Genomic DNA, 23,695 nt, shown 5'->3' with positions numbered 1-23,695 from the left:
TATCGTCGATTGGCGTGAGCAACGGCTTTCAGGCGCCCTCGAGCGACTGAACGAGGGCGGCGATGTAGCCGTAGCAGAAGGCGAAGGCGACGCCGGTTGGGTCCCTGCCGCTGATCGTCGGCACATGATCGGGCATCAGCATGTATTGATAGCCGACTTCCTTGTAGATCTTTGCAGAGCGTACCATGTCCATGTCGCCCTCATCCGGGAAAGTCTCCATGAAGGAGAGCTTGCCGCCGCGAATGTTGCGGAAATGGACGTTGAAGAGTTTGCCCCGGGTGCCGAACCAGCGGATGATATCGTCGATCTCCTCCCTCGGATTGTCGAGCATCTCGCCGACCGATCCCTGGCAGAAGTTCAGCCCGTGATAAGGGCTTTCGCGCATCAGCACGAATTTCTTCAAGCCTTCGACTGAGCCGAGCACACGGGTAACGCCGCGATAGCCCGGCGGTGTATAAGGATCATGCGGATGGCAGGCGAGGCGGACGCGATTGCTCTCCGCCACGGGGACAACCCGCTCCAGGAAATAATCGATGCGCTCCCAATTCTCATCTTCCGACAGGACGCCGGCAAGGCCGGGGGCGACCTGATGGTCTGCCTTGTCCCAACGGAAGCTCGCATTCATCGAACCGCCGCGGCCGGGCTCTTCCGGCGTGCGTGGAATACCGATGAGATTGAGGTTGTATTTCGCCGCGGGAATGCCGGCAGCCGCGACATCTTCGATGAGCTTGCAGACTGCATCGATCTGGCGATCGCGATCCGGTCCGGCAAGCAGAATATCGGGATATGTCGCCTTCTCGATCGGCTGAGACGGCAAAGGAAGCTGGATCATGTCCAGAATCAGTCCGAAACTCTCGACCTTGTCACGTAAGCGCTCGAGATCGGACAGGGTCCAGCTCTCCGGCTTTCCCGGCGGGTCCGCGCATATATGTTTCACCCCCAATTGGGCGAAAACGCAATAGTCGTCATCATCCCGCGCCTCGACCTGCGTTCCTACATACACGGAGCGTCTCTCCCACGAGATTAATCAATGTCATATGACATAATATGAATTTCGGAGGGAGTCGAGCATTATTGCCCCGTGCAGCTGAACATCATATGTGCCCTCAAACTGCAGCGCAGCGAAGGCCAGTCAGGATCAGGGCCATTCCAAAAGAGTTCAAAATGAAGCCAATCCCTCCAACATCATAATATGACATCGATGTAGATTTTATGGTGGCCAGAGACGCCAACGGACCCTTCGAATTTCATGAGAATTGCGCGGGTGCCTTGACCTGCACAGACCCAAACACAAAAGCCGAAGCGGGGAACGGCACCACGATATGCCGCATCAGAAAGCAATAGAAGGCTACCCTTGTCTGAACGATAGCCACCTGCCTGCGACGCTCTCTTCCTTAGGCGCTCGCGCCCAGCATGCGGAGGAAATCGACGTCGTCGCCGATAAGAGCATCGAGCAACCGATCCCGAATGCAGCTTCGGATCATGGGAAGCAGATCCCGGCCGCCCTGCCAGAACATAGCGAGCTTTTCCGGTAGCGGCAGGCTCAAACGCACGGCAATGCCTGCTTCCTGCAGTGCTTCGGCATCGGCGCGATGAAAGCGGTTCAGTTCCAGCGAGACGCCATCAATGCCGCCGGCGCGCATCGAGGCGACAATGTCCACGGGGCGATGGTGGAGGATCGCTTCCGTCTGCAGGCGCGGCTCGAGCTCCTTCACGCGCAGCAGATCGAGATGATCGAAGGAGGATATGGCAACATGGTCGAAAGCATCGAGCTCCTGCAGTGTCGCAATCATGAGATCGATGAGGCGCTCGGCGCGCTCGGGCTCCTTCATCTCGATTGCGAGACGGGTATCCGTTTGCTTGGCCCACAGCAGGGTATCGGCAAGCGTCGGTACGCGGGTCCCTGCGAAGCGCGGATCGAATTTCGCGCCGGCATCGAGCGAAAGAATGTGCTTGAGATCGTGATCGGCAACGAAGCCGAAGCCGCTGGTCGTGCGATCAAGCGTTCTGTCGTGGATCACAACGATCTGTTCGTCACGCGTCAGCATGAGGTCGATTTCGCACTCGTTGGCGCCCGCGTTCACACCCTCCTGGAACGCGAGAATAGTGTTTTCCGGGAAGCGCCGGCTGAAGCCGCGATGAGCGGCAATGCGGAGCGAACCATGACGAGCGGCGTGAAGGGGCAGAGGCAAAGCAAGTCTCCTCGGAGTCGATTCTTTAGCGGGAGTAACCTAGTGAAGCGTCGGATCGAGAACGTCGCGCAGATAATCGCCGATCAGGCTGATCGACAGCGACAGGATGAAGATCACGATGCCGGGGAGGATCGCGATCCACCACTCGGTCATCACATAGTCGCGGCCCGCTCCCACCATGCTGCCAAGGCTGACGAGCGGCGGTTGGATGCCGAGGCCCAAAAAGCTCAGCGCCGATTCCTGCAGCAGGATTTCCGGCAGGACGATCGTCAGATTGACGAGGACGACGGAAAGCGTGTTGGGCAAAACATGCAGGAAGGCGATGCGCGCCGTTCCAGCGCCGTTGCGCCTCAGTGCTGCGACGTAGCCTCGCTCCAGTTCCAGCCCCGCCATGGCTCGCACCAGCCGCGCGTAGCGTTCCCAGCCATAGAGGCCGAGCAATGCCATGAACAGCCAGAGATTGTCACCAAAGAAGGCGAGAACGGCGAGTGCGATGATGAGGAAAGGCATCGAAGCCTGAAAATCGACGGCGACGCGGATCAGCATATCGGCAAACCCGCGGCCGAAAGCGGCAAGCAGCCCCAGCACGGTGCCCAGCGCCAGGCTGATCGCCGACGCGCCGAGCGCGATCAGCAGGCTGGTGCGCAAGCCATAGAAGATGCGGCTCAGAATATCGCGGCCAAGCTCGTCCGTGCCGAGAATATGCTTGAAGGAGCCGCCAAACAGGATCGGCGGCGCCTTGCGGGCATGAAGATCGATCTGTGCGAAGCCATGGGGCGCAAGCACATTTGCAAAGATCGCAACTATGATGAAGGCCACAAGGATAATGGCGCAAATGGCCGTCATCAGATCGAACCGAAACCCCGACCGAGAAAATCGCTCCGATCTGGTCTTCAAGGGAGCATCGACACCGGTCGCTGCATTCGCCATGGCTTTTACCTTTCGAGACGGCCGATCAGGCCGATGCGCGATGCCGCAGACGCGGATCGGCGAGAATATAGAGACAATCGATGAGGAGATTGGCCGTCACCATCGTCGCCGTGATGAGCAGGACGATGGTCTGCACGATGTTCAGATCGCGCTGCGCCACAGAGGAGACGAGAAAGCGGCCGACACCCGGCCAGGCATAGACGCTCTCGACCACGGCCGCGCCGCCAATCATGCCGCCGACGAGGAAGCCAAGCATGGTCAGAAGCGGCAAGGCCGCATTCGGCATGATATGCCGCCACAGAAGGGCACTTTCGCCGATGCGTTTGGCGCGCGCTGCCAATATGAAACGCTGGCCCAGGACCTCCAGCACGCTCGAGCGGACGAAGCGGGCGATGATGCCGGCATTGTAAAGGCCAATGACCAGAACGGGCATAACGAGATGCGCCATCGTCGATCCCCCACCGCTCGGCAATATCCGCAGGGAAACGGCGAAAAGCTGGATGAGCAGGATGCCGATCAGGAAGTTGGGAAGCGAATGCATCAGCACCGCAAGCGCCATGACAAAGCGGTCGATCAGGCCGCCGCGGTTGCGTGCAGCCAGAATGCCGAAGGGAACGCCGGCGCCGAACGCCAATATCAAGGCAGCGCCCATCAATTCCAACGTCGCGGGAACCTTCGATAGAACCAGCGCCAGAGCATCCTGACCGTTCAGCAGCGACGTGCCGAAATCACCGCGCAGAAGATGGCCGAGATAGGCGAAATACTGGATGTACAGCGGCTGATCGAGACCCCATTGCTGGCGCATCAGCGCCACCACTTCCGGCGGCGTCTCAATGGGCAACAGCGAATGCAGCGGGTCGCCGCTGACGCGCAGGATGACGAAGGTGAAGGTCATTGCCAGGAACAGAGTCACAAGCGCCCTCAGAAACGCCCGCAGGATGGATTGAAGCATTGCCTGTTCCTTCACAGCGTTTCAAGCATGGCCGCTGCCTGCCGAACTCTACTGCGCCGCCCGCGAGGGACAGCCGATAGGAGCTTGGCGGTATAGGGGTGGACCGGGTTTGCAAAGACATCCTCGGTCTGGCCGGTTTCCACGATCTGGCCAGCCTCCATGATGGCGACGCGGTGCGAGACATGCCGAACCACCCGCACGTCGTGGCTGATGAAAAGCAGCGACAGTCCGCGGGCTCGCTGCAATTCGAGCAAGAGGTTCAGCACCTGCGCCTGCACGGAAACGTCGAGTGCCGAGACCGGCTCGTCGCAGAGCAGGATTTGCGGTTCGACCACGAGAGCACGGGCGATGGCAACGCGTTGGCGCTGGCCGCCGGAGAGCTGATGGGGAAATTTCTGCAAGGCGGAGATTGGCAGGCTGACTGCCTTGAATGCCTCCGCAGCACGATCGAGCCGGCTTGCCGGATAGCCTATGCCGTGGATCGTCAGCGTTTCCACCATCTGATGACCGACGCTCCGGCGCGGGTCGAGCGCGCCCATCGTGTCCTGCGAAATGACCTGCAGATGTTTTGCGAGACCACGCCGGTTCGGCTTCATCAAGTTTTTGAAAGGCTGGCCGAACAACGTAATTTCGCCTGAGGTCGGCTCACGATCACCGCAGAGCAGCGAGGCGAGCGTGGATTTGCCGCAACCGGACTCGCCGACAAGACCCAATGTTTCGCCAGGCCTCAGTTCCAGGCTCACATCCTTAATGGCGTGAAATCCCTTCGCGCGTCCCGGCCAAAGGGAAAAGCCCGGCGCATAGGAAAATTGCAGATCGCAGGCGGCAAGTGCCGCGCCGGCAATTTGTGCATCGGTTGGCATCTGCTTGTCAGGCATTTTGAGGGCTCCATGGATTGAAGCAGGCAAGGGCTGCCGTACCGGCAATCAACGGCGGAACCATCGTCGCGCAATTCGGCTCCGCCCGCGGACAACGGGGTGCGAAGGCGCAGGCCTGCGGCCGGTCATCATGCAGCTTCAGCTCGCCAGGAATGTCGGCAAGCTTCTCCAGCGGCTTACCCCGTCCTGGCATGGCCTCCAGCAACAGGCGCGTGTAGGGATGGCGGGGATTGTCGTAGAGATCGTCCGTGCGATTGATCTCGACCAGCGAGCCCGCATACATGACCGCGATACGGTCGCAGACCTCCGAGACGAGATCGAGATCGTGGCTGATGAAGATCATGGGGATGCCACGCTCGCGCACCGCCTTGACCAGAAGAGCGACGACCTGCGCCTGCACCGTCACATCAAGAGCCGTGGTCGGCTCGTCGGCGATGATCAATCGCGGCTGCATGGCAAGCGCCGTGGCAATCATCACGCGCTGGCACATGCCGCCGGAAAATTGTGCGGGATAGGCGTCGTAGCGCGTCTCGGGTTGCGGGATAGCGACTTCCGCCAGAAGCCGTAGTGCTTCGTCCCTGGCTTCCTTTGCCGACATGCCGGCACTGACGGCCGCCTCGGCGATCTGGGAGCCGATCGTGCGGACCGGATCGAGGCAGGAGACGGGCTCCTGAAAGATCAGCCCGATGGGCGGCAGCTTTACCCGCGACCGCGGGCCGAGCTCAGCCGCGTCATACATGGCATCCTGGAAGGAGATATAGCCCGTGGCACTGGCGCTCGGCCCGAGAAGACCCGCAAGCGCCAGGCAGGTGAGGCTCTTTCCCGAGCCGCTCTCGCCGACGATGCCAAGGATTTCGCCCTCGGCAAGGTCGAAAGATACGTTGTTGACTGGATGAAACCGGCCGGCGCCCGTTCTGAACGAGATACTCAAATTGTCGACCGAAAGAACGGGCGTCATCATGACCAGCCACTCAGCTCTTCTGCTCTTCGAAGGAAAGGCTACCGGCGCCGAGATCCATCTGGAAGGCCGGCAGCGGCTGCCACTTGATACCCTTGCGGATGCCGAAGAAGACGGCATTCTGATGCAGGACGGTGACGCCCGGATCTTCCCATTCGATCAGATGCAGCATGTCGCGGAAGATCTTGGCGCGGTCGGCCGGATCGACCGCCTGCTCCATCTTGGCGCCAAGCGCATCGAAATCGGCATTCTGCCAGATCTTGAACGAACTCAGATTGCCGGCCGAACTGAACTGCGTGAAGAAGGAGATATAGGGGTCGGGGACTTGGCCGGTGCTGGACCAGTTGCCGGTCGCGCGGGTCGACGAGGCCTCAAACAATTTGCCTGATTCCACGAACTTCATCTTGGCATTGACGCCGACGGCCTGCCACATGGCGACAACGGCCTGGGTGACCGGATTTTCCGCCGTGTAGTAATTATTCTGCGAACGGACCTCGATCTCCTCGCCATTATAGCCGGCATCCTTCAGGAGTTGCATGGCCTGATCCGGATCATATTTGTAAGCAGGATAATCCTTGAGATACACCGGACCGTAGAGCTCGAACTGCAGGCCGTTCGGTACCTTCGTGCGACCGTTCCAGATCGTGTCGACGATCGCCTGGCGATCGATGGCGAGGATGAGTGCCTGGCGGACGCGCGGATCCTTCAGCGCCGGATTGTTCTTGTCGAAGAACAGAATGCGGTTGTTCGGAACCGGACCGCCGACGATCTCGTGATCGGTGCTGGCGGTAACGACCGAGAGCTGATCCGGCGGCAGGTCCGTCGCAATGTCGTAATCGCCGGCCAGCAGGCCGGCAATGCGCGAGGAAACCTCCGGCACGATGCGCAAGGTTACGCGCTTGGCGGCGGGCTTGCCGCGATAGGCCTGATCATGAGCGGCGAGAACGACGCTCTCATTCGCCGTATAGCTTTCGACCTTATAGGGACCCGCGCCGACCGGCTTTTGCCGCCAGGTCGTCCAGTTGCCGCCATTCTTCTGCCAGGCATCCTTGCTGATGACGACAGCCGCGTAAGATGCAAGGCGCTGCAGGAAAATCGGGTCCTGGAACTTGGTGACGAAGCGAACCGTCAGCGGATCGACTACTTCGACGTGGTCGAGGCTGGTGAAATTGGTGCGATAGGTCGGATAGCCCGGCGCGTCCTTGTTAAGGAGCCGCTCAGGCCCGAAGGAGAAGGCGACATCATCGGCGGTCATCTCGCGGCCGTCATGGAAGATCACGCCGGGGCGCAGCTTCATTTCGAGGACGGTCGGCGAAATCCACGTCCAGGACGTCGCGAGATTGGGCTTGACGGAAAAATCGCCGCGCATGTCGAGCGCAAGCACAGTCTCGTGGATGGAAAAGTTATTGCGAAAGGCGACATTGCTGGCGGCATCGACCGGCTCCTGCGACACCGGATTCATCTGAACGGCGATGCGCAGTTCAGTCCGCTTGTCGGCGCCATCAGCGGCCGAGGCGGACAACGCCGGGACAAAAGCCGAGAGGCCGGCTGCGGCTCCCATCAGAAGGGTTGTGCGGCGGGTTACCGGGCTATTAAAGCCGCTGGTCAGATAATCGGACATCGGCACACTTCCTGTTAAAATAATTTATAAATCGCTGCACAAACGTTTGCGCATATGAAAAACGACCACTTGCGCTCAAGACCGTCTCTTCTTTTACGCAAGGGAAAGTGGCCGCAAACTAGGCGCGCTCGATGACGCACGTATGACAAGTTCGGGGGTAACGAACCGTATCGGACGCTTTGCAACGCGTGCGTCCATCTGAAGGTTCGATAGCTCAACCAGAAGATCGAGCGAGGCTTCGCATAGCGCATCCGTCGGCTGTGCGACTGTCGTCAGCGGTGGCGCCCAATAGGCGGTGTCGGGCACGTTGTCATAGCCGACGACGGAAATATCTGTGGGGATCTGCAGGCCGAGATCACGCAGGAAGGCGACAACCTCGATGGCAATACCGTCACTGCCGCAGATAAGAGCCGTCGGGCGTTCCGGCGATGCCAGGAGATCGGCAAGGAGCTTGCGGTCGTGCTCGCCCCTCTCAAAGGAAATGACATCGCCGGCAATCAAGCCGGCACTGCCGGCAACCGCGTCCTGAAAAATCGACATCCGGTCGCGAAGCGCGCTGCGGCTGACGCGGTAGACGAAGGAAATGCGGCGGTGGCCGAGCTCTACAAGGTGATCGAACAGCAGTCCAATGCCAAGCCGATCATCGGTCAGAACCGCAGGAAGCGGGCCCGTCAACCCTGCACCAAGTGTCACATGGGCCTTACCCATGAGATCGAGATGATCGCAGAGCGCCTGCTGGCCCGGAAGGTCGCTCACCATAATGACGCCGTCAAAAAAATCCTGCTGAAACAGGCGCAACTGGCCAGCGATTTCGCCAGCCTCGCCCTTGGCCTGCGCGACCAGCAATTCCACGCCACGCCGTTGCGCCACGATTTGAAGGCGGCTTGTCAGATGCGGCTGATAATGGCCGGAGAGGCTATTGACGATCGCCCCGAACACACCGGTCTTATGTGTTCTAAGCGACGTTGCCAGACGGTTGACAACATAGCCGAGGTTGCTCGCCGCCGCCCTGACACGATCCTGCGTCTCCAGGCTGATGCGGCTGTCGGCCTGGCCATTCAGGACACGCGAAACCGTCGTAGCCGACACGCCAGCCAGCCGAGCGACGTCCAGAATCCCGATTCTTTTGGGTATTTTCATAGAGCCTGCCGAAATTTCCGCGCCGCGCCGCTCGGGCATCGAGAGGCCCCGGAACTCTTGCCTCACTTGCTTTCGGACGCAAGATCACAATCCAGTCCTGAGGAAAATTTTCATAGGCGGCTATGGACACATAACTCCTTAGCGATTTCGGAAAGTTGTAAAGCCCAAATCGCGCCGCGCCCGTCCTGCGTGTGCAAGGCAATTCATGAGATCGTCATGGCCATGACGCAAAGTGCAATAAAGCTACTTAGCTGGCAGCTCAAAGTCGCACTCGTTATTGGCGAATAAGCAGGCAAGCATTTTTCCAGCTCCACTAAGGGTCCTTTCATGACACGCGAACGTCGCAAACCCAAGAATACCAAGCGCACCTACGGAGTCCTGGTCGGAAAGGTCGCCGATGGCACGATAAAACCGTCTGGATCTTCGCCGCATTATGAGATCTGGGTCAAAGCAGGCGACGAGGATTTCCGGATCGCCGTCAATGTCCAATCCGTCGATGGCAGCGAGGTGATGGTTCATTACGATCCGGATTTCAAGGACAATAGCGGCCACGATATTGCCGGCCTTGCCCAAAGCCCAGCAGGCTTCAAGGCCCTGCAGACCGGACCGGAGGGCGAAGGTCTCGACTATATTCGCGACACGCTTTTCCCGATCGATGACATGACCGCGATTCCGGCAGAAGGCGCACAGTTATCGCTCGCCAACATGCTCGACGGACAGATCGAGCGCGCGAAAGCGGACGCGAGCGCTGTCATTATCGCCTTTGGAGAGTATTTTCAGGATCCGGGAAGCGACGAAACTTTTCATTTCAGTCCGGAACGGGGCGTGCACGATATCCACTTCATGCAAGGCAACTCCGGCAGTTTCTCCGACGACAATCGCGTCCATGGCGATGGCGGGCTGTTCATCCGTTTTATCGGCGGCGAGACCATAGCCTTATTCGTGCGCTTCAGCGTCCAGGCGCTAAAGACCGACGACCAGACAGGAGCGCCGCTTAGCTGACACGCTCGACCAAGGCTTAGCAGAGTCAGCGTATCGGCGCAAATCCGATACGCCGCCGCAATGAGAGGAACGGAAGCAATAATCCAGGGAGAGGGCAAATGAACATTAGTCTGATCGTGCATCCCGGTGTCGATAGTGCTCTTATCGCGTGGCGCAGCGATTTCATCGCCCAGTGCCGTGGCTTTGCTTTGCGGCGGAAGATCAAGCGGGCGGCCGGAAGCCCGCAAAGCCCGAATACGGTTTCCGATGTCGATGCCGAAGGTTTTCATGAGGAGATCGTCGCAAGCTGGGTCGGCTTCGCCGACGGACCGCCCGTGGAGGAAGGCACGCGCAAGCCGACGACGGAATGGCCGATCCAGAAATATCTCTGGTCCGATTTCGCCGTCAATCCGGGCGATATCGTCGCTTACCGGGTGTCCGCCATGGTCGGGACCGAGACGGCACTGCAGGAATCGGCCGATCATGTATCGGACTGGAGCGATGCCATGCAAATCGGAGCTGAAACCAGCGGCCATGTCAGCTGCTATTTCAACCGGGGCATCGTCGCCAGCCAATGGCTTGCCCGCCTATTGCCGGAAGAGGCACCTACCACCAAACTCAAGAAGGCAATTGCCAATCCGGAAGACCCGATCCGCCAATTCCTTGCGGGGCCGATTCGCGACAAGCTGGTATCGCTCTTCAAGGATGCTCGCTCGAATGGCGGACATATCTATGCCGCCCTGTTCGAGTTGGACGATCCTGAGCTCATTCCCCTGTTGCAGAGCTTCAAGAAACGCGCCCATATCGTGCTTGGCAATGGTAGCGTCAAGAAAAAGGGCGATGATGAAAACGAAGACGCCCGATCCGAGCTATCCTCCTGCGATGTCAGGGATCGCATGAGCGCGCCGCGGGCGCTGGCGCACAACAAATTCCTGGTCATATGCGACGCAGGCAAATCGCCACAGGCCGTTTGGACCGGCAGCACGAACTGGACGATGACCGGCCTTTGCACGCAGGCCAACAATGCGCTTCTGATCGACAACCCGGCCGTCGCGCAATTCTACCTTGATCAGTGGAAGACGCTTGCTGCCGACGGCAACGATTCTCCGCCCGCCCTCTATCAAAGCAATGCCGAGCCCAGAACAACGTCCAAGGCCAAGAATACGACGGTCTGGTTCACGCCCATGCACGAAGGGCTTGATCTCGAACAGGCCGGCGAGCTGATCCGCGGTGCGCAGCAAGGCATCCTGTTCGCCATGTTCAATCCGGGTCCTCGCGGTACGCTTCTCAACGACATCATCGAGCTTGCCTCTCCCTCGAGCCCTTCGTTCAAGCCCGATCTCTACATCCAGGGCGTAGTCAACCAGAACCCCGGCACGGCAAAAAACCCTGTCGTGCTATTCAACAGAGGTGAACGGATCGACGCCAATGCCGATGTCGTGCTGCCCGCCGCAATCCCCGGCCGTTTTTCCTATTGGCAGAAGGAAGTTCTGAAGCTGCCGACGGCCCACGCCATGGTCCATAGCAAGGTGGTTATCGTCGATCCATATGGTCCCAATCCCGTTGTGATGACGGGCTCCCACAATATGGGTCCGAAGGCGAGCGGCGTGAACGACGAGAACCTGGTGATCATCACCGGCAATGGCGATCTTGCCAGCCAATATGCCGGCAAGATCATGGAAATCTATGCCCAGTACCGTTGGCGGCAGTCCGTCCAAAGACAGGGCGGCGCGCCGAAGTGGACCGGCCTAGCCGATGATGACAGTTGGCAGATCAAATCGCCGGACCAGCCCTATGACAAGCGCCGCATACGCGAGCTCGACTTCTGGTTCGGCAAGAATGACAGCGTCTAATGCCTGCCCAGGCATCGCGTAGAGGTCGATCCGCGATCGCAGATAACCTCCTGTCATCCTCATTGCGGGCACGGCTCGACTTGCTTGTGCATGTGTAATGCCAACGCAATCTTCAGCTTCTAGTGGCTTGGCAACAATCTGGATTCCCGAATGTTGCCTCGCTGCCCTCTTTCCATGCTTCTCTTTCTCGGCGCTTTGGCGCTTACAGTGTGGGCTTCCTTCGTGGTCACAACCCATATGGACGGGTCAAGCGAGATGGTTGGGCAATATCACGGGAGGCTCGCTGGTGTGCATCGCCCCATCCCCGCCGGGCAGTTCACTTCAGGGCACGAGATTGCCGGCAACGCCGAGCCGCCCGGCTTCGCCAGCGAGCTCGGTCAGGTTTCATTGCACGACGATAGCAGCTCGCCTCCGACGCGCGGCTATTTCGAAAGGGCGAGGATGCTTCTATACCTTCTGCGTTTGCGCCACTGGCGGAAAGCGGCTCATAACGACACTTCGCAAGCCAACTACCGGACATGAATAATTCCGCGGCGTTTGCTGGGATGAGATGACGCCGATAGGGGAGCGCCGATTGTTCTTCATGCGCACAAGCTGCTGGTTTCCTCGCCGCCAAGGTTTCCAGCCGTCCATTCGGGTAGGTTAAATAAACCTCTGGTAGATGCTATGACTTACTCTACCGGCTTGGATGCCACCCCCGAGCCGGCCATTACAGCGTCCGACGAGACTGCATGCCCTCGCAGTGTCGTCGGACACCCTCTCCTAAGAATAGTGTCCATTTCGACCGGTTCATGCTGCCCGTCCCGCTTGGCGGCCGGAGAAAATGCATCCTCCGAGGAATGTGCCCTCCAACGCGTTGTAACCGTGATATCCACCACCGCCAAAGCCTGCCGCCTCACCGCAGGCATACAATCCCGGTATGAGCGCGCCGCTCTGCCCAAGCGCCTGACTATTCAGATCGGTTTCAAGCCCGCCCAGAGATTTGCGTGTGAGAATGTTGAGGCGCACTGCAATCAATGGTCCGGCTTTCGCATCCAATATGCGATGCGGTGGGGCCGTGCGCATGAATCGATCGCCGAGATAGCCGCGCGCCTGTCGTAAGGCAACGATCTGGGCATCTTTGGCAAAGGGATTGTCCAACTCGCGGTCGCGAGCTTCGATCTGGGTACGTAGATGTGCAAGATCGAGCGGGTGGTCGCCGATACGGTTCATGCCGGCGACCAGCTCTTCCAGCGTTTCGGCAACAACGAAATCCTTGCCATTCGCCTTGAAGGCTTCCACCGGAGGCGGAGCCGACCGCCCCAGGCGGCTGCGCAGAAGGAGCCCCATGTCGCGCCCCGTAAGATCCGGATTCTGCTCGGAACCCGAAAGAGCGAACTCCTTCTTGACGATCTTCTGTGTGGTTACGAACCAGCTGTAACTATGACCGAGCTTGCAGATATGCTGCAGCGTCGCAAGACTGTCGAAGCCCGGCATGTAAGGTGCGGGCATGCGATTGCCATTGGCGTCGAACCAGAGCGACGACGGGCCTGGCAGGATGCGGATACCGTGGTTCGGCCAAATCGGGTCCCAGTTGGCAATCCCTTCGGTATAGTGCCACATTCGGTCGCCATTGATCGGCCGAGCGCCGGCTGCTTCGGCATGACCGATCATTAAGCCATCCACGTGATGGGGCACGCCGCTCAGCATCCGCTCCGGTGGTGCGCCAAGACGTTCGACGGGCCAGGCGCGGCGAACCAGTTCCGGATTGCCGCCGATGCCGCCGCTCGCCACGATCACGGCGCCCTCGATGCAGAAGTCCCCGACGACATCACGGTTCGATTGCTGACCACGAGGGATATCATCCTCCTCCAGAAGCTCGCCCTCCACGCCGGTTATGCCATTGTGATCGCCGATCAGCCGCGTCACCCGCCGACGGAACAACAGCTCGAGCTTACCTTCCCTCTCCGCCGCCAGAACTCGCTTTAGGAATGGATCGAGAACGCCAGGACCCGTACCCCAGGTCACATGGAAGCGCGGTACGGAATTGCCGTGCCCGTCGGCAAGGCCTCCGCCGCGTTCTGCCCAGCCGACAACGGGAAACCAGCGCATGCCAAGCCCATGCAGCCAGCTGCGCATCTCGCCGGCGGCAAAATTGAGATAGGCGTCCGCCCAGGCACGTGGCCAGAAATCTTCGGCACGGTCGAAACCTGCCGCCCCCAACCAATCCTGACGAGCGAGATCGAAACTGTCGCGAATTCGCATCCGCCTCTGTTCCGGCGTATCGATCATGAACAGGCCGCCGAGCGACCAGAAGGCCTGACCACCGAGACTAGCGCGGGGCTCCTGATCGACAAGGATCACTCGCCGTCCGCGCTCTATCAGTTCGCAGGCGGCAACAAGGCCCGAGAGGCCGGCTCCGACGATGACGACATCTGCACGATCGCTCATTCCTTCTCCCCAAGCGAACAGCATATTCAAACGAAGCTTAATGAAGCTTACGTAAAAGTAAAATAGATAACGGACCTAAAGATGTCAGGAACCGGTCCACCAAGCCTGCATCTCGCCTCCACAAAATCTGCATGAAACTCATGTTGTCTTCCGCTGCTGACGGCGACCCATCATCCATTTTGCTGATGAGACAGCCGCTGTCGCCACGAAAGGACTCTCAGGCGGGCAGCGGCTCGGAGGGAACGGGGATGGTAACGAACGACGTCACCAGCCCTCAAAGGAAACATCATGTATAAACAGAAGACGCCCACACTTATCGATTGGCTTTCGATGTTGGCACGTCTGGCACCGATCATCATGGTTTACCTATGGCCGACAATCCTCCGCTTTATTCTAGGCGCTGTCTTTTTTGTCGCGCTTGCTGCGCTCATGTATCACTTGGTTGACTTGGAACCGGCCTTTTTGGTGCAGGATTCACCTCAACTAGCGGCTCCGCTTACTAGCGAGCGATAACCTTTACCTTCGGAGCAGAGAACTCTCCCCATTGTCGCGCCAGGATGGCATCCCTTCGGCAAAACGAAAGCCTCGTTTCACAATTGACTGCTAGAGAGAAATCACGACAGAGTAGACGCCTACACGGCCTTCTCCCTCGCATCGGCTTGCCTGACATCGGAAAAGGCAAACAACCGATTGCTTAACAGGAGAAGAGCAGCAGCCATGGGCAAGCTTCCCGACATGACGAAACATCGCGGCTTTCCTTCCGGCATGCCGGGTACAGGCGTGCAGTTCACCATTCGCCGCGCCAATCCCAAAGGCGTGACACCGATCAAGAAACTGCCGCGCCGCGCGCGGCCGGGAACGCAGGAACACCGGATCGATGCCGCATTCCTGCACGCGCTCTGGCATCATTTCGGAGCCGAGCCCTTCGAGCGCGGCAATCTGGATGCTGCGCGGCTGAACCTCCTCTTTGGGCGCGAGGTGCTGCCCGCAGACAAGGATTTCGATCCGCTGTCCTACGAAGCCATGCTCGTCATCAACGAGAAAGTGGCGCGCGAAAGCTTCCCCGAGGCGTTCGAGGATGTGATGGAGATCTGACGACGCACGGAAGTGCACAGCCCTATCGATAAGGATGGCATGCGGCCTATACCCGGTTGCCTCCGAGGACAAGCGCGCTAGCTAACGGTAGTCGACACCCTCCAGAGGCTGACATGACCGACGATGTCTTGCTGACATTCAACGCCGGCTCCTCGACCTTGAAAATCGGGGTCTTCGAGCTGACGGCAAAGGAACCGAGAAATGTCGGCCGCGGCAAGATCGATTTCGATCAGAGCCCGTTGATGCTTCGCTATTCGATAGGCGAGGATCGTTACGAGAAGGCGATCCGGGGGGACAACGACGCGCAATTCACTTCCGTCATTTCCGAAACGCTGGATCATTTGCTGACCCATCTTCCCGGCAGGCTCCGCGCGGTTGCTCATCGCGTCGTCCATGGCGGCATGACGTTTCAAGAGGCTACTCTCTTGAATGACGCTGCAATCGAGCGGATCGAGAAGCTTGTGCCCCTTGCGCCTCTGCACCAGCCCCAGGCCCTGCGCGCCATTCGGTCGATGCAAACGCTGCGGCCGGACATCACGCAGGCCGCCTCATTCGACACAGCCTTCCATTCGTCGCAAGCCGACATCGTGCGGCGGCTGGCGATACCGCGCGCCCTGCATGACGACGGCGTGCGCCGCTACGGCTTTCACGGGCTCTCCTACAAATACATCGCCGCGAAGCTTCGAGAGATTGATCCGGAAGCAGCAAAGGGCAAGGTCGTCGCCTGCCATCTCGGCAGCGGCGCCAGCCTGTGCGCAATGGAAAATGGCATCAGCCGCGACACGAGCATGGGTTTCTCAGCGCTTGACGGCATCCCGATGGCGACGCGTCCCGGCTGGCTGGATCCCGGCGCCCTGCTCTATCTCATGAGGACGGGAATGCCGCAGCCCGAACGGATCGAGGATTTCCTCTACCATAAATGCGGCCTGCTCGGCGTCTCCGGCATCAGTGGCGACACACGGGTTCTGCTTGAAGACAAGAGCCCGGAAGCGGCCGAGGCCATAGACCTGTTCTGCCTGCGCATATCGGGCGAGATCGGGCGATTATGCGCGACACTCGGCGGCATCGACGTCGTCGTCTTCACCGCCGGCATCGGCGAGAACCAGCCTGAGATCAGGGCGCGCGTCGCACGAAGATTGCAGTGGCTGGGTATCGAGATCGATGAAGATTCTAACGACGGCAATTTGACCTCGATCAACGCGGCATCCAGCCGCGTGAAGCTATTCGTGATCCCGACCGATGAGGAACGGGCGATCGCCGAGGAGGCGGTCGCCCTCATCGCCTGACGAAAACGAGGAGACGCAGATGAATGCCGTGACCACACCGCTTTCGCCCGAGGACCTCTCCCTGATCGACCGCTACTGGAAAGCGGCCAATTATCTATCGGTCGGCCAGATCTATCTGATGGACAATCCGCTGCTGCGCGAACCGCTGAAACCGGAGCATATCAAGCCGAGGCTGCTCGGCCACTGGGGCACGACGCCGGGACTGAACTTCATCTACGCCCATCTCAACCGCATCATCAAGGCGCGTGATCTCGACGTCATCTATATATGCGGCCCCGGACATGGCGGCCCCGGCATGGTCGCCAACACCTATCTCGAGGGCACCTATAGCGAGATCTATCCGAATATTGCCGAGACGACGGAGGGGATGCAAAGGCTGTTTAAGCAGTTTTCCTTCCCCGGCGGCATTCCGAGTCATGCCGCTCCCGAGACGCCGGGTTCCATCCATGAGGGCGGTGAACTGGGCTATGCACTGGTGCATGCCTATGGCGCCGCCTTCGACAATCCCGATCTTATCGTTGCCTGCGTCGTCGGCGATGGCGAGGCCGAAACCGGGCCTCTGGCGGCAAGCTGGCATTCCAACAAGTTCTTCAATCCGGCGCGCGATGGCGCGGTCCTGCCCATCCTCCACCTCAACGGCTACAAGATCGCCAATCCGACGATCCTTGGCCGGACAAGCGACGACGATCTCCGCAAGCTGTTCTGGGGCTATGGCTATGAACCCTTCTTTGTCGAAGGGCATGAGCCGAGCGCCATGCATCAGGCAATGGCCGAGACATTCGACCGCGTCTTTGATCGCATCCGCGACATCCAGAAAACCGCCCGCGAAAAGACCTCGCCAGACCCGATGCCGCGCTGGCCCATGATCGTGCTGCGAAGCCCCAAGGGCTGGACCGGCCCCAAGCAGGTCGATGGCAAGAAGGTCGAAGGTTTCTGGCGAGCGCATCAGGTGCCGGTCGCCAATTGCCGCGGCGACGAGGGTCATCGCAAGATTCTGGAAGACTGGATGCGCAGCTATGATCCGGATGATCTCTTCGATCGCGAAGGGCGGCTGAAACCCGAGCTGCAGGCGCTGGCGCCGCGCGGCGACAGGCGCATGGGCGCCAATCCGCATGCCAATGGCGGCCTGCTGCGCCGGGAGCTTCTGGTGCCCTCCATCAAGGACTATGCCATTGAAATCGGCGAGCGCGGCAGCAACCAGGTGCAGTCCACCGAAATCCTCGGCCACTATCTCCGCGACACGCTGAAGCTCAATGATGCCAAGCAGAGTTTCCGCATCTTCGGTCCCGACGAGACGGAATCGAACCGGCTCGGCAGCGTCTTTGAGGCTACGGATCGCGTTTGGATGGAGGAGATCGAAGACTACGACGTCCATCTGGCCCGCGACGGGCGAGTGATGGAGGTGCTCAGCGAACATCTATGCCAGGGCTGGCTGGAAGGCTATCTGCTCACGGGGCGGCATGGTCTCTTTTCGTGCTATGAAGCCTTCATCCATATCGTCGATTCTATGTTCAACCAGCATGCCAAATGGCTGAAGGTTTCGCGCGAATTGCCATGGCGCAAACCGATCTCGTCGCTTAACTATCTCTTGACGTCGCATGTCTGGCGACAGGATCATAATGGCTTTTCCCACCAGGATCCGGGCTTTGTCGATCTCGTCGCCAACAAGAAGGCCGATATCGTGCGCATCTATCTGCCGCCGGACGCCAATACGCTGCTGTGGGTCGGTGATCATTGCCTCAGAACCTATGACCGGATCAATGTCATCGTTGCCGGCAAGCAGCCGGAATCGCAGTGGCTCACCATCGATGAAGCGGCCGCCCATTGCAAGGCGGGCGTCGGCATTTGGGATTGGGCGAGCTACGAAGACGATACGATTGCTCCCGATGTCGTCATGGCCTGCGCCGGCGATGTTCCCACCATGGAGACGCTCGCCGCCGTCATGCTGCTGCACGAGGCGATCCCCGATCTCAAGATTCGCACGGTCAACGTGGTCGATCTCCTGGCTCTGCAGGACCCGCAGCAGCATCCGCACGGCCTGGATCATCAGGCATTCGACCAGATCTTCACCACGGATAAACCTGTGATCTTCGCCTATCACGGCTATCCCTATCTGATCCACCGCCTGACCTATCGGCGGACCAACCACGAGAACATCCATGTTCGCGGCTTCATCGAAGAGGGCACGACGACCACGCCATTCGACATGGCCGTGCTGAACGAGCTGGACCGCTATCATCTTGCCTTGGAGGCAATCAACCGCATTCCCGGCCTATCGGAAAATGTGCCGGAGGTCGTGGATGGCCTGAAGGTAAAGCTTATCAGGCATCATGACTATGTCCGGCAGCACGGCGAGGATATGCCGGAAGTCGCAAATTGGCGGTGGAAGCGATAGAGCCGACGGCGAAATTCAGCTGGAAGCACCGCCGTGCAGCGACCAAACCTCAGGATTTGGACGCGTGTTTCGGCTTTCCCTTTTGCTTGGTTGACGCCATGTCGTGAAGCTCCTTCTCACTCATGGAATCGACCATGCTCTTCGACGCACCCTTCAGTTCGCTCTTCTTTCTTTCGCCGCGTTTGGCGGCGAGCGCCGCACCGGCGGCCATTTGCTGTGATTTCGATTTTGCTGGCATGATGACGCCTCCTTTGGACTGCATTGAAATTTGCCGCTCTATCCGGCAAACCGCACCAGCAGGATCAGGAGCACCATCGCGGCGAGCCCGCCGATGAATACGAGGCGCTGCCACCGCCGCCTCAGGATGATTTCGCCCTGACGCGCGTCTTCTGCGGAAAAGGTGCGCGGCTCCTGTTTGTGCGATCCGTCTCGGTCTCGTCTGCTGATTGCAACCATCCCTCGGCGGCGGCCGCCGATCGTGTCTGCTTGCAAGGCGCGGCTTACGACTGGTAGCTGCCGGTAAGGCTTGCTTCTGCAAGCGTATGTTTCTTCACTTTCTGCCACATGGCTTCGGCGCCAGCGGCCTCGGGAAGCGTCACCCTCGGTACATCAAGGGCGGCAAGCCGGAAAATATACCGATGGGGTGGATCGCCGGCCGGCGGCCGCGGACCGTCATAACGGGCATTGCCGAAATCGTTCTTGTAGAAACGCAGCGCCTGCTCCTGCCTAGCGTCTACGTTTTCAACAAGGCCGCTCCATTGCGCCGGGATATTGGCGATGCCGCAGTGACAGAATGTGCCGCTCGGCGCATCCGGATCCTCGATGATCAGCGCAAAGCTTTGGGTTTTCTCCGGTGCGCCACCCCAGACGAGAGGCGGGAATATATTTTCCCCCTCCAGGGCATATTTGCTCGGTATGGGCGCGCCCTCGGCAAAGGCCTTGCTGATCAATGTCAAAGCCATTTCATCCTCCTCTCCTTGTTACGAATTCATGAGTTTGTGAACTTCCGAATTTAAGGTGGAACACATCAGAATCACTATTGTTCCCCGATGGGAACCATCGCTCGTCCCAGTTGTTCGAAGCATCTACGAAGGAGGAAAAGATGGCGGATGAACGGTTCGAGTGGATCAGCAGGCGGGCCTATGCCATATGGGAAGCGGCCGGACGCCCTTGGGGCTGCAGCGAGCATCATTGGGAGCAGGCAGTCAAGGAACGTGAGATCATGGAGAGAACGCGAGCATCGGCAGATGGCGCGGAAATCCTCGCAAGATTCAGAAAAACCCCTGCGAAGCACCAGGCTGATGACGACGGTCAGGAACCTGAGGAAAAAACGCAGTCCGAGGCCCGCCGTTTCGGATAGAAGACATCCGCAATTTCGAAAGCCGCCCTTAATTCTGCTAATTCTGCGTTCCATCGCGGTTCGGCTGGGCCGGCGTGCTCTTCGTGCCCTGCTGATTGTTTTCGGTGCGATCGGTCGGAGCTGGCTGGGCCGTTTGACCGGCTGACGGCGTGTTGTCTACAGTGCCGGCCTGCGGTCGCCCGCTGGAAGAGCTAATCGTCGGCGAGGGATTCTGAGGTTTGCCTGGTTCGATATAGCGACCCCAGATTTCCACGCCAGCCCATACGATTGCCGCCAGAACCAATGCTGTTACCAGGACGGTGAACAGATGCGTCCCGCGGACACCCTGGCGGGCCTCTGTCGCGGATAATGGTTTCCGCTCCTCCCGCGGCTTATTCCGTTCGTCGAACGCCATGGCAGCCTCCATCTATTTCAAATCCCACATGGGTCTAACCGATCACCGGAGCGATGGTTCCATTGATGAACGCCAATGGGATGGGGATTGGATCGGAACAACAGGCAGAGCCCGGCGTTAGCCTTATGAGGTTGCAGACCGTGCCAAGCGGACGCGATGGTGCTGAAGAATATGGAGATTTTTCCGCTTTCTCTCCATAGCCAACGAAACGGCAGTTGAGCTTCCTATCCATCCGATCTGCAACCCCTCCAACACTTAAGGAGGGTGAACAATGCCCAGGAATATCGTCAACGCGGTGACGCCGCAGAAATTGCCGACCCTCGCGGTGTACTCTCGCCTGAGGGCCGATCGACCGCGCCAGTGGAGCGGTCACGCCCTGACTGAAAGCGGTCGCTTGCTGTTGATTGCGACGATAACGGCTGCCATGTCCTGGAATGTTGCCGTCGCGCAGCAATCGAATGATGATGGCTGCAAAGCGGAAGAAACCAACCGGCAGACTGAGGGCAAGCAGGTGCAAGGCGAACAGGCGCCGCCAGCTAAGAATAATCCCAGCCGGAAACTATCCGACTGTGGCGGCGTCCTGAAACCGCCGACAGTCGGCGACAGCAAGATGGAAAAGCCAGCGCCGCAAGTCGGCAACACTCCCGTCATCAAGCCCGGCGATACGCAACAGCAGAATAATCAAGAGCCGGGCAAATGATGCTGATCCGTCAGGGTTTGGGTTCGGGCTGCTCAATAGGACCGTTCTTGACGGCGCCGCTATCTCGGCCGTCACTTGACGTAAACGGCTTAATGACAAGAATTCCCAGAACGGACGCGACCATCAGACCGAAAATAACGAGCAACAGCATCCGCATCTGGAAGCCTCAGCCCCGATCCGTTTTGCGAACAGCAAGGTTGCTGTCGTGCCCGATAATGCCTCCAGCCTGCCGGGAGATCGCTTCTGCACGCTGCTTGGCCTCGTGATTTTCTACGGAACCGTCAATAACGACGCGCCCGTGACTGACGGCCACGAAGATGCTGGTCTCGTCGAGCAGGTGATCGGCTTTTAGCCTACTCTCGATTTCCGTTCGTATTTCGACGTCCGTTCTCTCCGGCGTCGATGCGTAAGGGGCTTCGGACTGTGTAGCTCCGTCGATCACTTCTGATCCGGAAGCGCCCTTCACGTTTGAGATTTTACCGGAAATTTCATCAGCCATCTCTTTGCGCAATACATCATAGGTAGCCGAATCTTCACAGCGCGCATCGTCAGTACCATTTTCGGGCCGTAAATCCGTCAGCGAGACCTCCCCTGTCCGCTGTTCGGATCCGATATCCCCGGACCCTCCGGCTGCCTGATCGAGTGCCTGAACCGTGCGTGTGTCGCCACGATGCGGGGAGCCTCTTGGATTTGTCCTATCGCTGATTTTGGTCATGGTTTTTCTCCCTGTTCGATGAGGGCTTAACCTTTCCCACTCCGGAATGTTCCGCTCTCCAGGCTTGCATCAAGCTCCTGTTGTCAGCATGTCGAAGGACACCACCTTGTAACGCTCCTCAAGGGACGCAAGCAGTTCCGCACCGCCACTTTCAGGCCCAGCCTGGCGCCATCGGACCTCGTACGAAATATGCGCCGTCGCGTCGTTAGGCCCGGTCGCCCTCCCCACAAACGAGAAGGCATATCCGAGCGGTTCCAGCGCTGCTTGTACATCGGCGATCGCAACGCCGGCATCGCGAGGCAGTTCGATCACGACACGCGCCTTCTGCCGGCGTGGTATCAGCCTGTCGAATTGTTTGAACGGCGACAGCACGATGAACGCGATAATGGCTCCGGCTGAACCCACGATCACCTGACCGCCACCAATACACAGGCCGACTGCTGTCATAATCCACAAGGTCGCCGCCGTCGTGACCCCGGTGATCAGGTCGCCACGCTTGAGAATGGCGCCACCTCCGATGAAACCGACACCCGTCAGCACGCCGAGCGGAAAGCGCAGCACATCCATCGAAGCGAATGATTGTGACGTCTTCCCTAGCGTGGATAGAAGCAGATTGGCCTGTATCATGGACAGGCATGCGACAAGTCCGACCAGGATCGTCGTACGAAACCCGGCGGCATGACCGCCCATTTCCCGATTGATCCCGATCAGCCCTCCGGCTGCGACGACCAGCAGCAAACGAAGGGCAATATCCAGCCAATCCGCATCTATTGGCATAGTGTCGGTCAGGTCAGGCACGATGTCCTCCCCAAAGGAGTGTCACCAGCAGGATTCAGTTGGGGAACATCGCAAACGGCGTTTCGTTCCATCTTCGATGGAGTTGCTTGTGAAAAATATAATGGAAGCAGTACGATACTCTACTGCTCCCTTGTTACCTCGGGAGAAGCACTTGAGGCAGAAGGCGGCTTATGGCGTTGCACCGCCAATCCTTCCCGCACGTCAGTCCTTTGCTTTTCCGCCCTAACGCATCGCGAAATATATTACATTATCCGTGAAGACCGGCGAGCAGCACGCTGCCTGCGGTTCGCTTCCAACGCGCGCCGAAAATCCAGGTCGGTTCGCGCGTGGTGACCGAGGTCATCGAGAAAACGAGAGATATCGTCGAGCGTATCGACAACGACATATCGCAGACCACCGCCGGCATCGATCAGATCGTGGCCGATGCTGACACCGAAGCCGCCGGCGGCCCTGCGAAACCAGGCCGAACGCCAGCGCCTGAAACCATCGGGGTTCTGCTGAAACTCCGCAAGCAGCATCTTTTGCTGATCAAGCCGTGCAAGGAATGTCTCAACCACATCCTGTGAGCCGACCTTCGGCCTTTCCGCCTTCCTTGCCAACCATTTTTCAAGAAGCTGAGAGCTGGGCTGCGGCAATGTCGCCTCATCACGATCCATGAGAGTTGCGGCATCAACATTCGGGCACTCCGCTCCATCCTTTTGCGAGGCCTCATGCGGCAGCGAACCTGTCTGTGTCTCCTGCTCCATAGCCAAGGTCTGCTTGAGGTCGGCGGCAAGCTCTCCCCAGATGGATCTCGGTGCTTCGGATGATCTTGCTTTCATCCGGCGGGCGGCTTTGATTTCGATGATAAAGGGCTTTGTCTGTTTAACCATGATACTTCGATGTGTGCCCGATGACGGAGCGCAGTTAATGGACGATCAATATGGATGAGAGGCTGGCATTCTCTGAGAGCTACGACCGCGACATGGCGATCGTCCGCGGATATTGTAGTCGAGGCCCTACACCAAACCGCTTGAT

General features: G+C 59.0%; 24 protein-coding genes. 9 read left to right on the top strand and 15 right to left on the bottom strand.

Annotated features, from left to right (window positions below; all coding sequences use genetic code 11):
* Window positions 1–28: 28 nt before the first annotated feature.
* The 8 genes from ACYJRZ_RS23770 to ACYJRZ_RS23735 all read right to left on the bottom strand — a co-directional run bounded on the left by ACYJRZ_RS23770 (window position 29) and on the right by ACYJRZ_RS23735 (window position 8,671).
* Window positions 29–1,003 (bottom strand): mannonate dehydratase, encoded by a 975-nt coding sequence (locus tag ACYJRZ_RS23770; RefSeq protein WP_459463155.1) that lies wholly within the window; start codon window positions 1,001–1,003, stop codon window positions 29–31.
* Window positions 1,004–1,394: 391 nt separating this feature from the next.
* Window positions 1,395–2,192 carry a glycerophosphodiester phosphodiesterase gene (locus ACYJRZ_RS23765; protein ID WP_459463153.1) on the bottom strand — a complete coding sequence of 266 codons (798 nt, stop codon included), beginning with the start codon at window positions 2,190–2,192 and terminating at the stop codon, window positions 1,395–1,397.
* A 39-nt stretch (window positions 2,193–2,231) separates the two neighbouring features.
* A complete protein-coding gene (locus ACYJRZ_RS23760; protein WP_459463151.1) occupies window positions 2,232–3,122 on the bottom strand; it encodes an ABC transporter permease in 891 nt (296 codons plus the stop codon).
* 25 nt (window positions 3,123–3,147) lie between these two features.
* On the bottom strand, window positions 3,148–4,074 hold the full coding sequence (locus tag ACYJRZ_RS23755) for an ABC transporter permease (protein ID WP_459463149.1): 927 nt from the start codon (window positions 4,072–4,074) through the stop codon (window positions 3,148–3,150).
* Window positions 4,075–4,085: 11 nt separating this feature from the next.
* The gene (locus ACYJRZ_RS23750) at window positions 4,086–4,952 is read right to left on the bottom strand and encodes an ATP-binding cassette domain-containing protein (protein WP_459463147.1); all 867 of its coding nucleotides are present in this window, start codon (window positions 4,950–4,952) and stop codon (window positions 4,086–4,088) included.
* On the bottom strand, window positions 4,945–5,913 hold the full coding sequence (locus ACYJRZ_RS23745) for an ABC transporter ATP-binding protein (RefSeq protein ID WP_459463145.1): 969 nt from the start codon (window positions 5,911–5,913) through the stop codon (window positions 4,945–4,947). The genes ACYJRZ_RS23750 and ACYJRZ_RS23745 overlap by 8 nt, the downstream gene beginning before the upstream one ends.
* Before the next feature lie 10 nt (window positions 5,914–5,923).
* Window positions 5,924–7,531 (bottom strand): ABC transporter substrate-binding protein, encoded by a 1,608-nt coding sequence (locus tag ACYJRZ_RS23740; protein WP_459463143.1) that lies wholly within the window; start codon window positions 7,529–7,531, stop codon window positions 5,924–5,926.
* Window positions 7,532–7,624: 93 nt separating this feature from the next.
* Complete coding sequence (locus ACYJRZ_RS23735) at window positions 7,625–8,671, bottom strand: LacI family DNA-binding transcriptional regulator (protein WP_459463142.1); 1,047 nt, start codon at window positions 8,669–8,671, stop codon at window positions 7,625–7,627.
* Window positions 8,672–8,998: 327 nt separating this feature from the next.
* Here ACYJRZ_RS23735 and ACYJRZ_RS23730 point away from each other — a divergent pair, with 327 nt between their 5' ends.
* A complete protein-coding gene (locus ACYJRZ_RS23730; RefSeq protein ID WP_459463141.1) occupies window positions 8,999–9,673 on the top strand; it encodes a DUF2278 family protein in 675 nt (224 codons plus the stop codon).
* Between the two features lie 98 nt (window positions 9,674–9,771).
* The gene (locus ACYJRZ_RS23725; protein ID WP_459463140.1) at window positions 9,772–11,505 is read left to right on the top strand and encodes a phospholipase D-like domain-containing protein; all 1,734 of its coding nucleotides are present in this window, start codon (window positions 9,772–9,774) and stop codon (window positions 11,503–11,505) included.
* Window positions 11,506–12,294: 789 nt separating this feature from the next.
* Here the strand turns inward: ACYJRZ_RS23725 and ACYJRZ_RS23720 are convergent.
* Window positions 12,295–13,935: an FAD-binding dehydrogenase gene (locus tag ACYJRZ_RS23720; protein ID WP_459463139.1), complete on the bottom strand. Its 1,641-nt coding sequence runs from the start codon at window positions 13,933–13,935 to the stop codon at window positions 12,295–12,297.
* 288 nt (window positions 13,936–14,223) lie between these two features.
* Here ACYJRZ_RS23720 and ACYJRZ_RS23715 point away from each other — a divergent pair, with 288 nt between their 5' ends.
* The 4 genes from ACYJRZ_RS23715 (at window position 14,224) to ACYJRZ_RS23700 (ending at window position 18,711) form a co-directional block, all read left to right on the top strand.
* The gene (locus ACYJRZ_RS23715; RefSeq protein WP_459463137.1) at window positions 14,224–14,448 is read left to right on the top strand and encodes a hypothetical protein; all 225 of its coding nucleotides are present in this window, start codon (window positions 14,224–14,226) and stop codon (window positions 14,446–14,448) included.
* A gap of 204 nt (window positions 14,449–14,652) precedes the next feature.
* Window positions 14,653–15,030: a hypothetical protein gene (locus ACYJRZ_RS23710; protein WP_459463135.1), complete on the top strand. Its 378-nt coding sequence runs from the start codon at window positions 14,653–14,655 to the stop codon at window positions 15,028–15,030.
* Between the two features lie 113 nt (window positions 15,031–15,143).
* Entirely contained in the window at window positions 15,144–16,316 is a 1,173-nt protein-coding gene (locus tag ACYJRZ_RS23705) for an acetate/propionate family kinase (RefSeq protein WP_459463134.1), read from the top strand.
* Window positions 16,317–16,335: 19 nt separating this feature from the next.
* Window positions 16,336–18,711 (top strand): phosphoketolase family protein, encoded by a 2,376-nt coding sequence (locus tag ACYJRZ_RS23700; protein WP_459463132.1) that lies wholly within the window; start codon window positions 16,336–16,338, stop codon window positions 18,709–18,711.
* Window positions 18,712–18,760: 49 nt separating this feature from the next.
* Here the strand turns inward: ACYJRZ_RS23700 and ACYJRZ_RS23695 are convergent, their stop codons facing one another.
* Window positions 18,761–18,949 (bottom strand): DUF3008 family protein, encoded by a 189-nt coding sequence (locus ACYJRZ_RS23695; RefSeq protein WP_459463130.1) that lies wholly within the window; start codon window positions 18,947–18,949, stop codon window positions 18,761–18,763.
* 23 nt (window positions 18,950–18,972) lie between these two features.
* Here ACYJRZ_RS23695 and ACYJRZ_RS23690 point away from each other — a divergent pair, with 23 nt between their 5' ends.
* Window positions 18,973–19,224 carry a hypothetical protein gene (locus tag ACYJRZ_RS23690; protein ID WP_459463128.1) on the top strand — a complete coding sequence of 84 codons (252 nt, stop codon included), beginning with the start codon at window positions 18,973–18,975 and terminating at the stop codon, window positions 19,222–19,224.
* On the opposite strand, the gene ACYJRZ_RS23685 is transcribed toward ACYJRZ_RS23690, so the two are convergent.
* The gene (locus ACYJRZ_RS23685; RefSeq protein WP_459463126.1) at window positions 19,212–19,673 is read right to left on the bottom strand and encodes a YbhB/YbcL family Raf kinase inhibitor-like protein; all 462 of its coding nucleotides are present in this window, start codon (window positions 19,671–19,673) and stop codon (window positions 19,212–19,214) included. The genes ACYJRZ_RS23690 and ACYJRZ_RS23685 overlap by 13 nt on opposite strands.
* A gap of 140 nt (window positions 19,674–19,813) precedes the next feature.
* Between ACYJRZ_RS23685 and ACYJRZ_RS23680 the strand changes: the two genes are divergently transcribed.
* On the top strand, window positions 19,814–20,071 hold the full coding sequence (locus tag ACYJRZ_RS23680; RefSeq protein WP_459463124.1) for a DUF2934 domain-containing protein: 258 nt from the start codon (window positions 19,814–19,816) through the stop codon (window positions 20,069–20,071).
* 37 nt (window positions 20,072–20,108) lie between these two features.
* Here the strand turns inward: ACYJRZ_RS23680 and ACYJRZ_RS23675 are convergent, their stop codons facing one another.
* Window positions 20,109–20,465, bottom strand: a complete 357-nt coding sequence (locus ACYJRZ_RS23675) for a hypothetical protein (RefSeq protein ID WP_459463122.1) — start codon at window positions 20,463–20,465, stop codon at window positions 20,109–20,111.
* 271 nt (window positions 20,466–20,736) lie between these two features.
* Here ACYJRZ_RS23675 and ACYJRZ_RS23670 point away from each other — a divergent pair, with 271 nt between their 5' ends.
* Entirely contained in the window at window positions 20,737–21,165 is a 429-nt protein-coding gene (locus ACYJRZ_RS23670) for a hypothetical protein (RefSeq protein ID WP_459463120.1), read from the top strand.
* Between the two features lie 166 nt (window positions 21,166–21,331).
* Here the strand turns inward: ACYJRZ_RS23670 and ACYJRZ_RS23665 are convergent, their stop codons facing one another.
* From ACYJRZ_RS23665 to ACYJRZ_RS23655, 3 genes are all read right to left on the bottom strand, one after another.
* Complete coding sequence (locus tag ACYJRZ_RS23665; RefSeq protein ID WP_459463118.1) at window positions 21,332–21,880, bottom strand: BON domain-containing protein; 549 nt, start codon at window positions 21,878–21,880, stop codon at window positions 21,332–21,334.
* A 69-nt stretch (window positions 21,881–21,949) separates the two neighbouring features.
* Window positions 21,950–22,678 carry an MgtC/SapB family protein gene (locus tag ACYJRZ_RS23660; RefSeq protein WP_459463117.1) on the bottom strand — a complete coding sequence of 243 codons (729 nt, stop codon included), beginning with the start codon at window positions 22,676–22,678 and terminating at the stop codon, window positions 21,950–21,952.
* Window positions 22,679–22,920: 242 nt separating this feature from the next.
* Window positions 22,921–23,550: a hypothetical protein gene (locus tag ACYJRZ_RS23655; protein ID WP_459463115.1), complete on the bottom strand. Its 630-nt coding sequence runs from the start codon at window positions 23,548–23,550 to the stop codon at window positions 22,921–22,923.
* Window positions 23,551–23,695: the final 145 nt, after the last annotated feature.

It is taken from the genome of Rhizobium sp. No.120 (assembly GCF_054558365.1).
The sequence above is the reverse complement of the archived record's forward strand: the minus strand, read 5'-3'. Positions and strand labels throughout refer to the sequence as shown.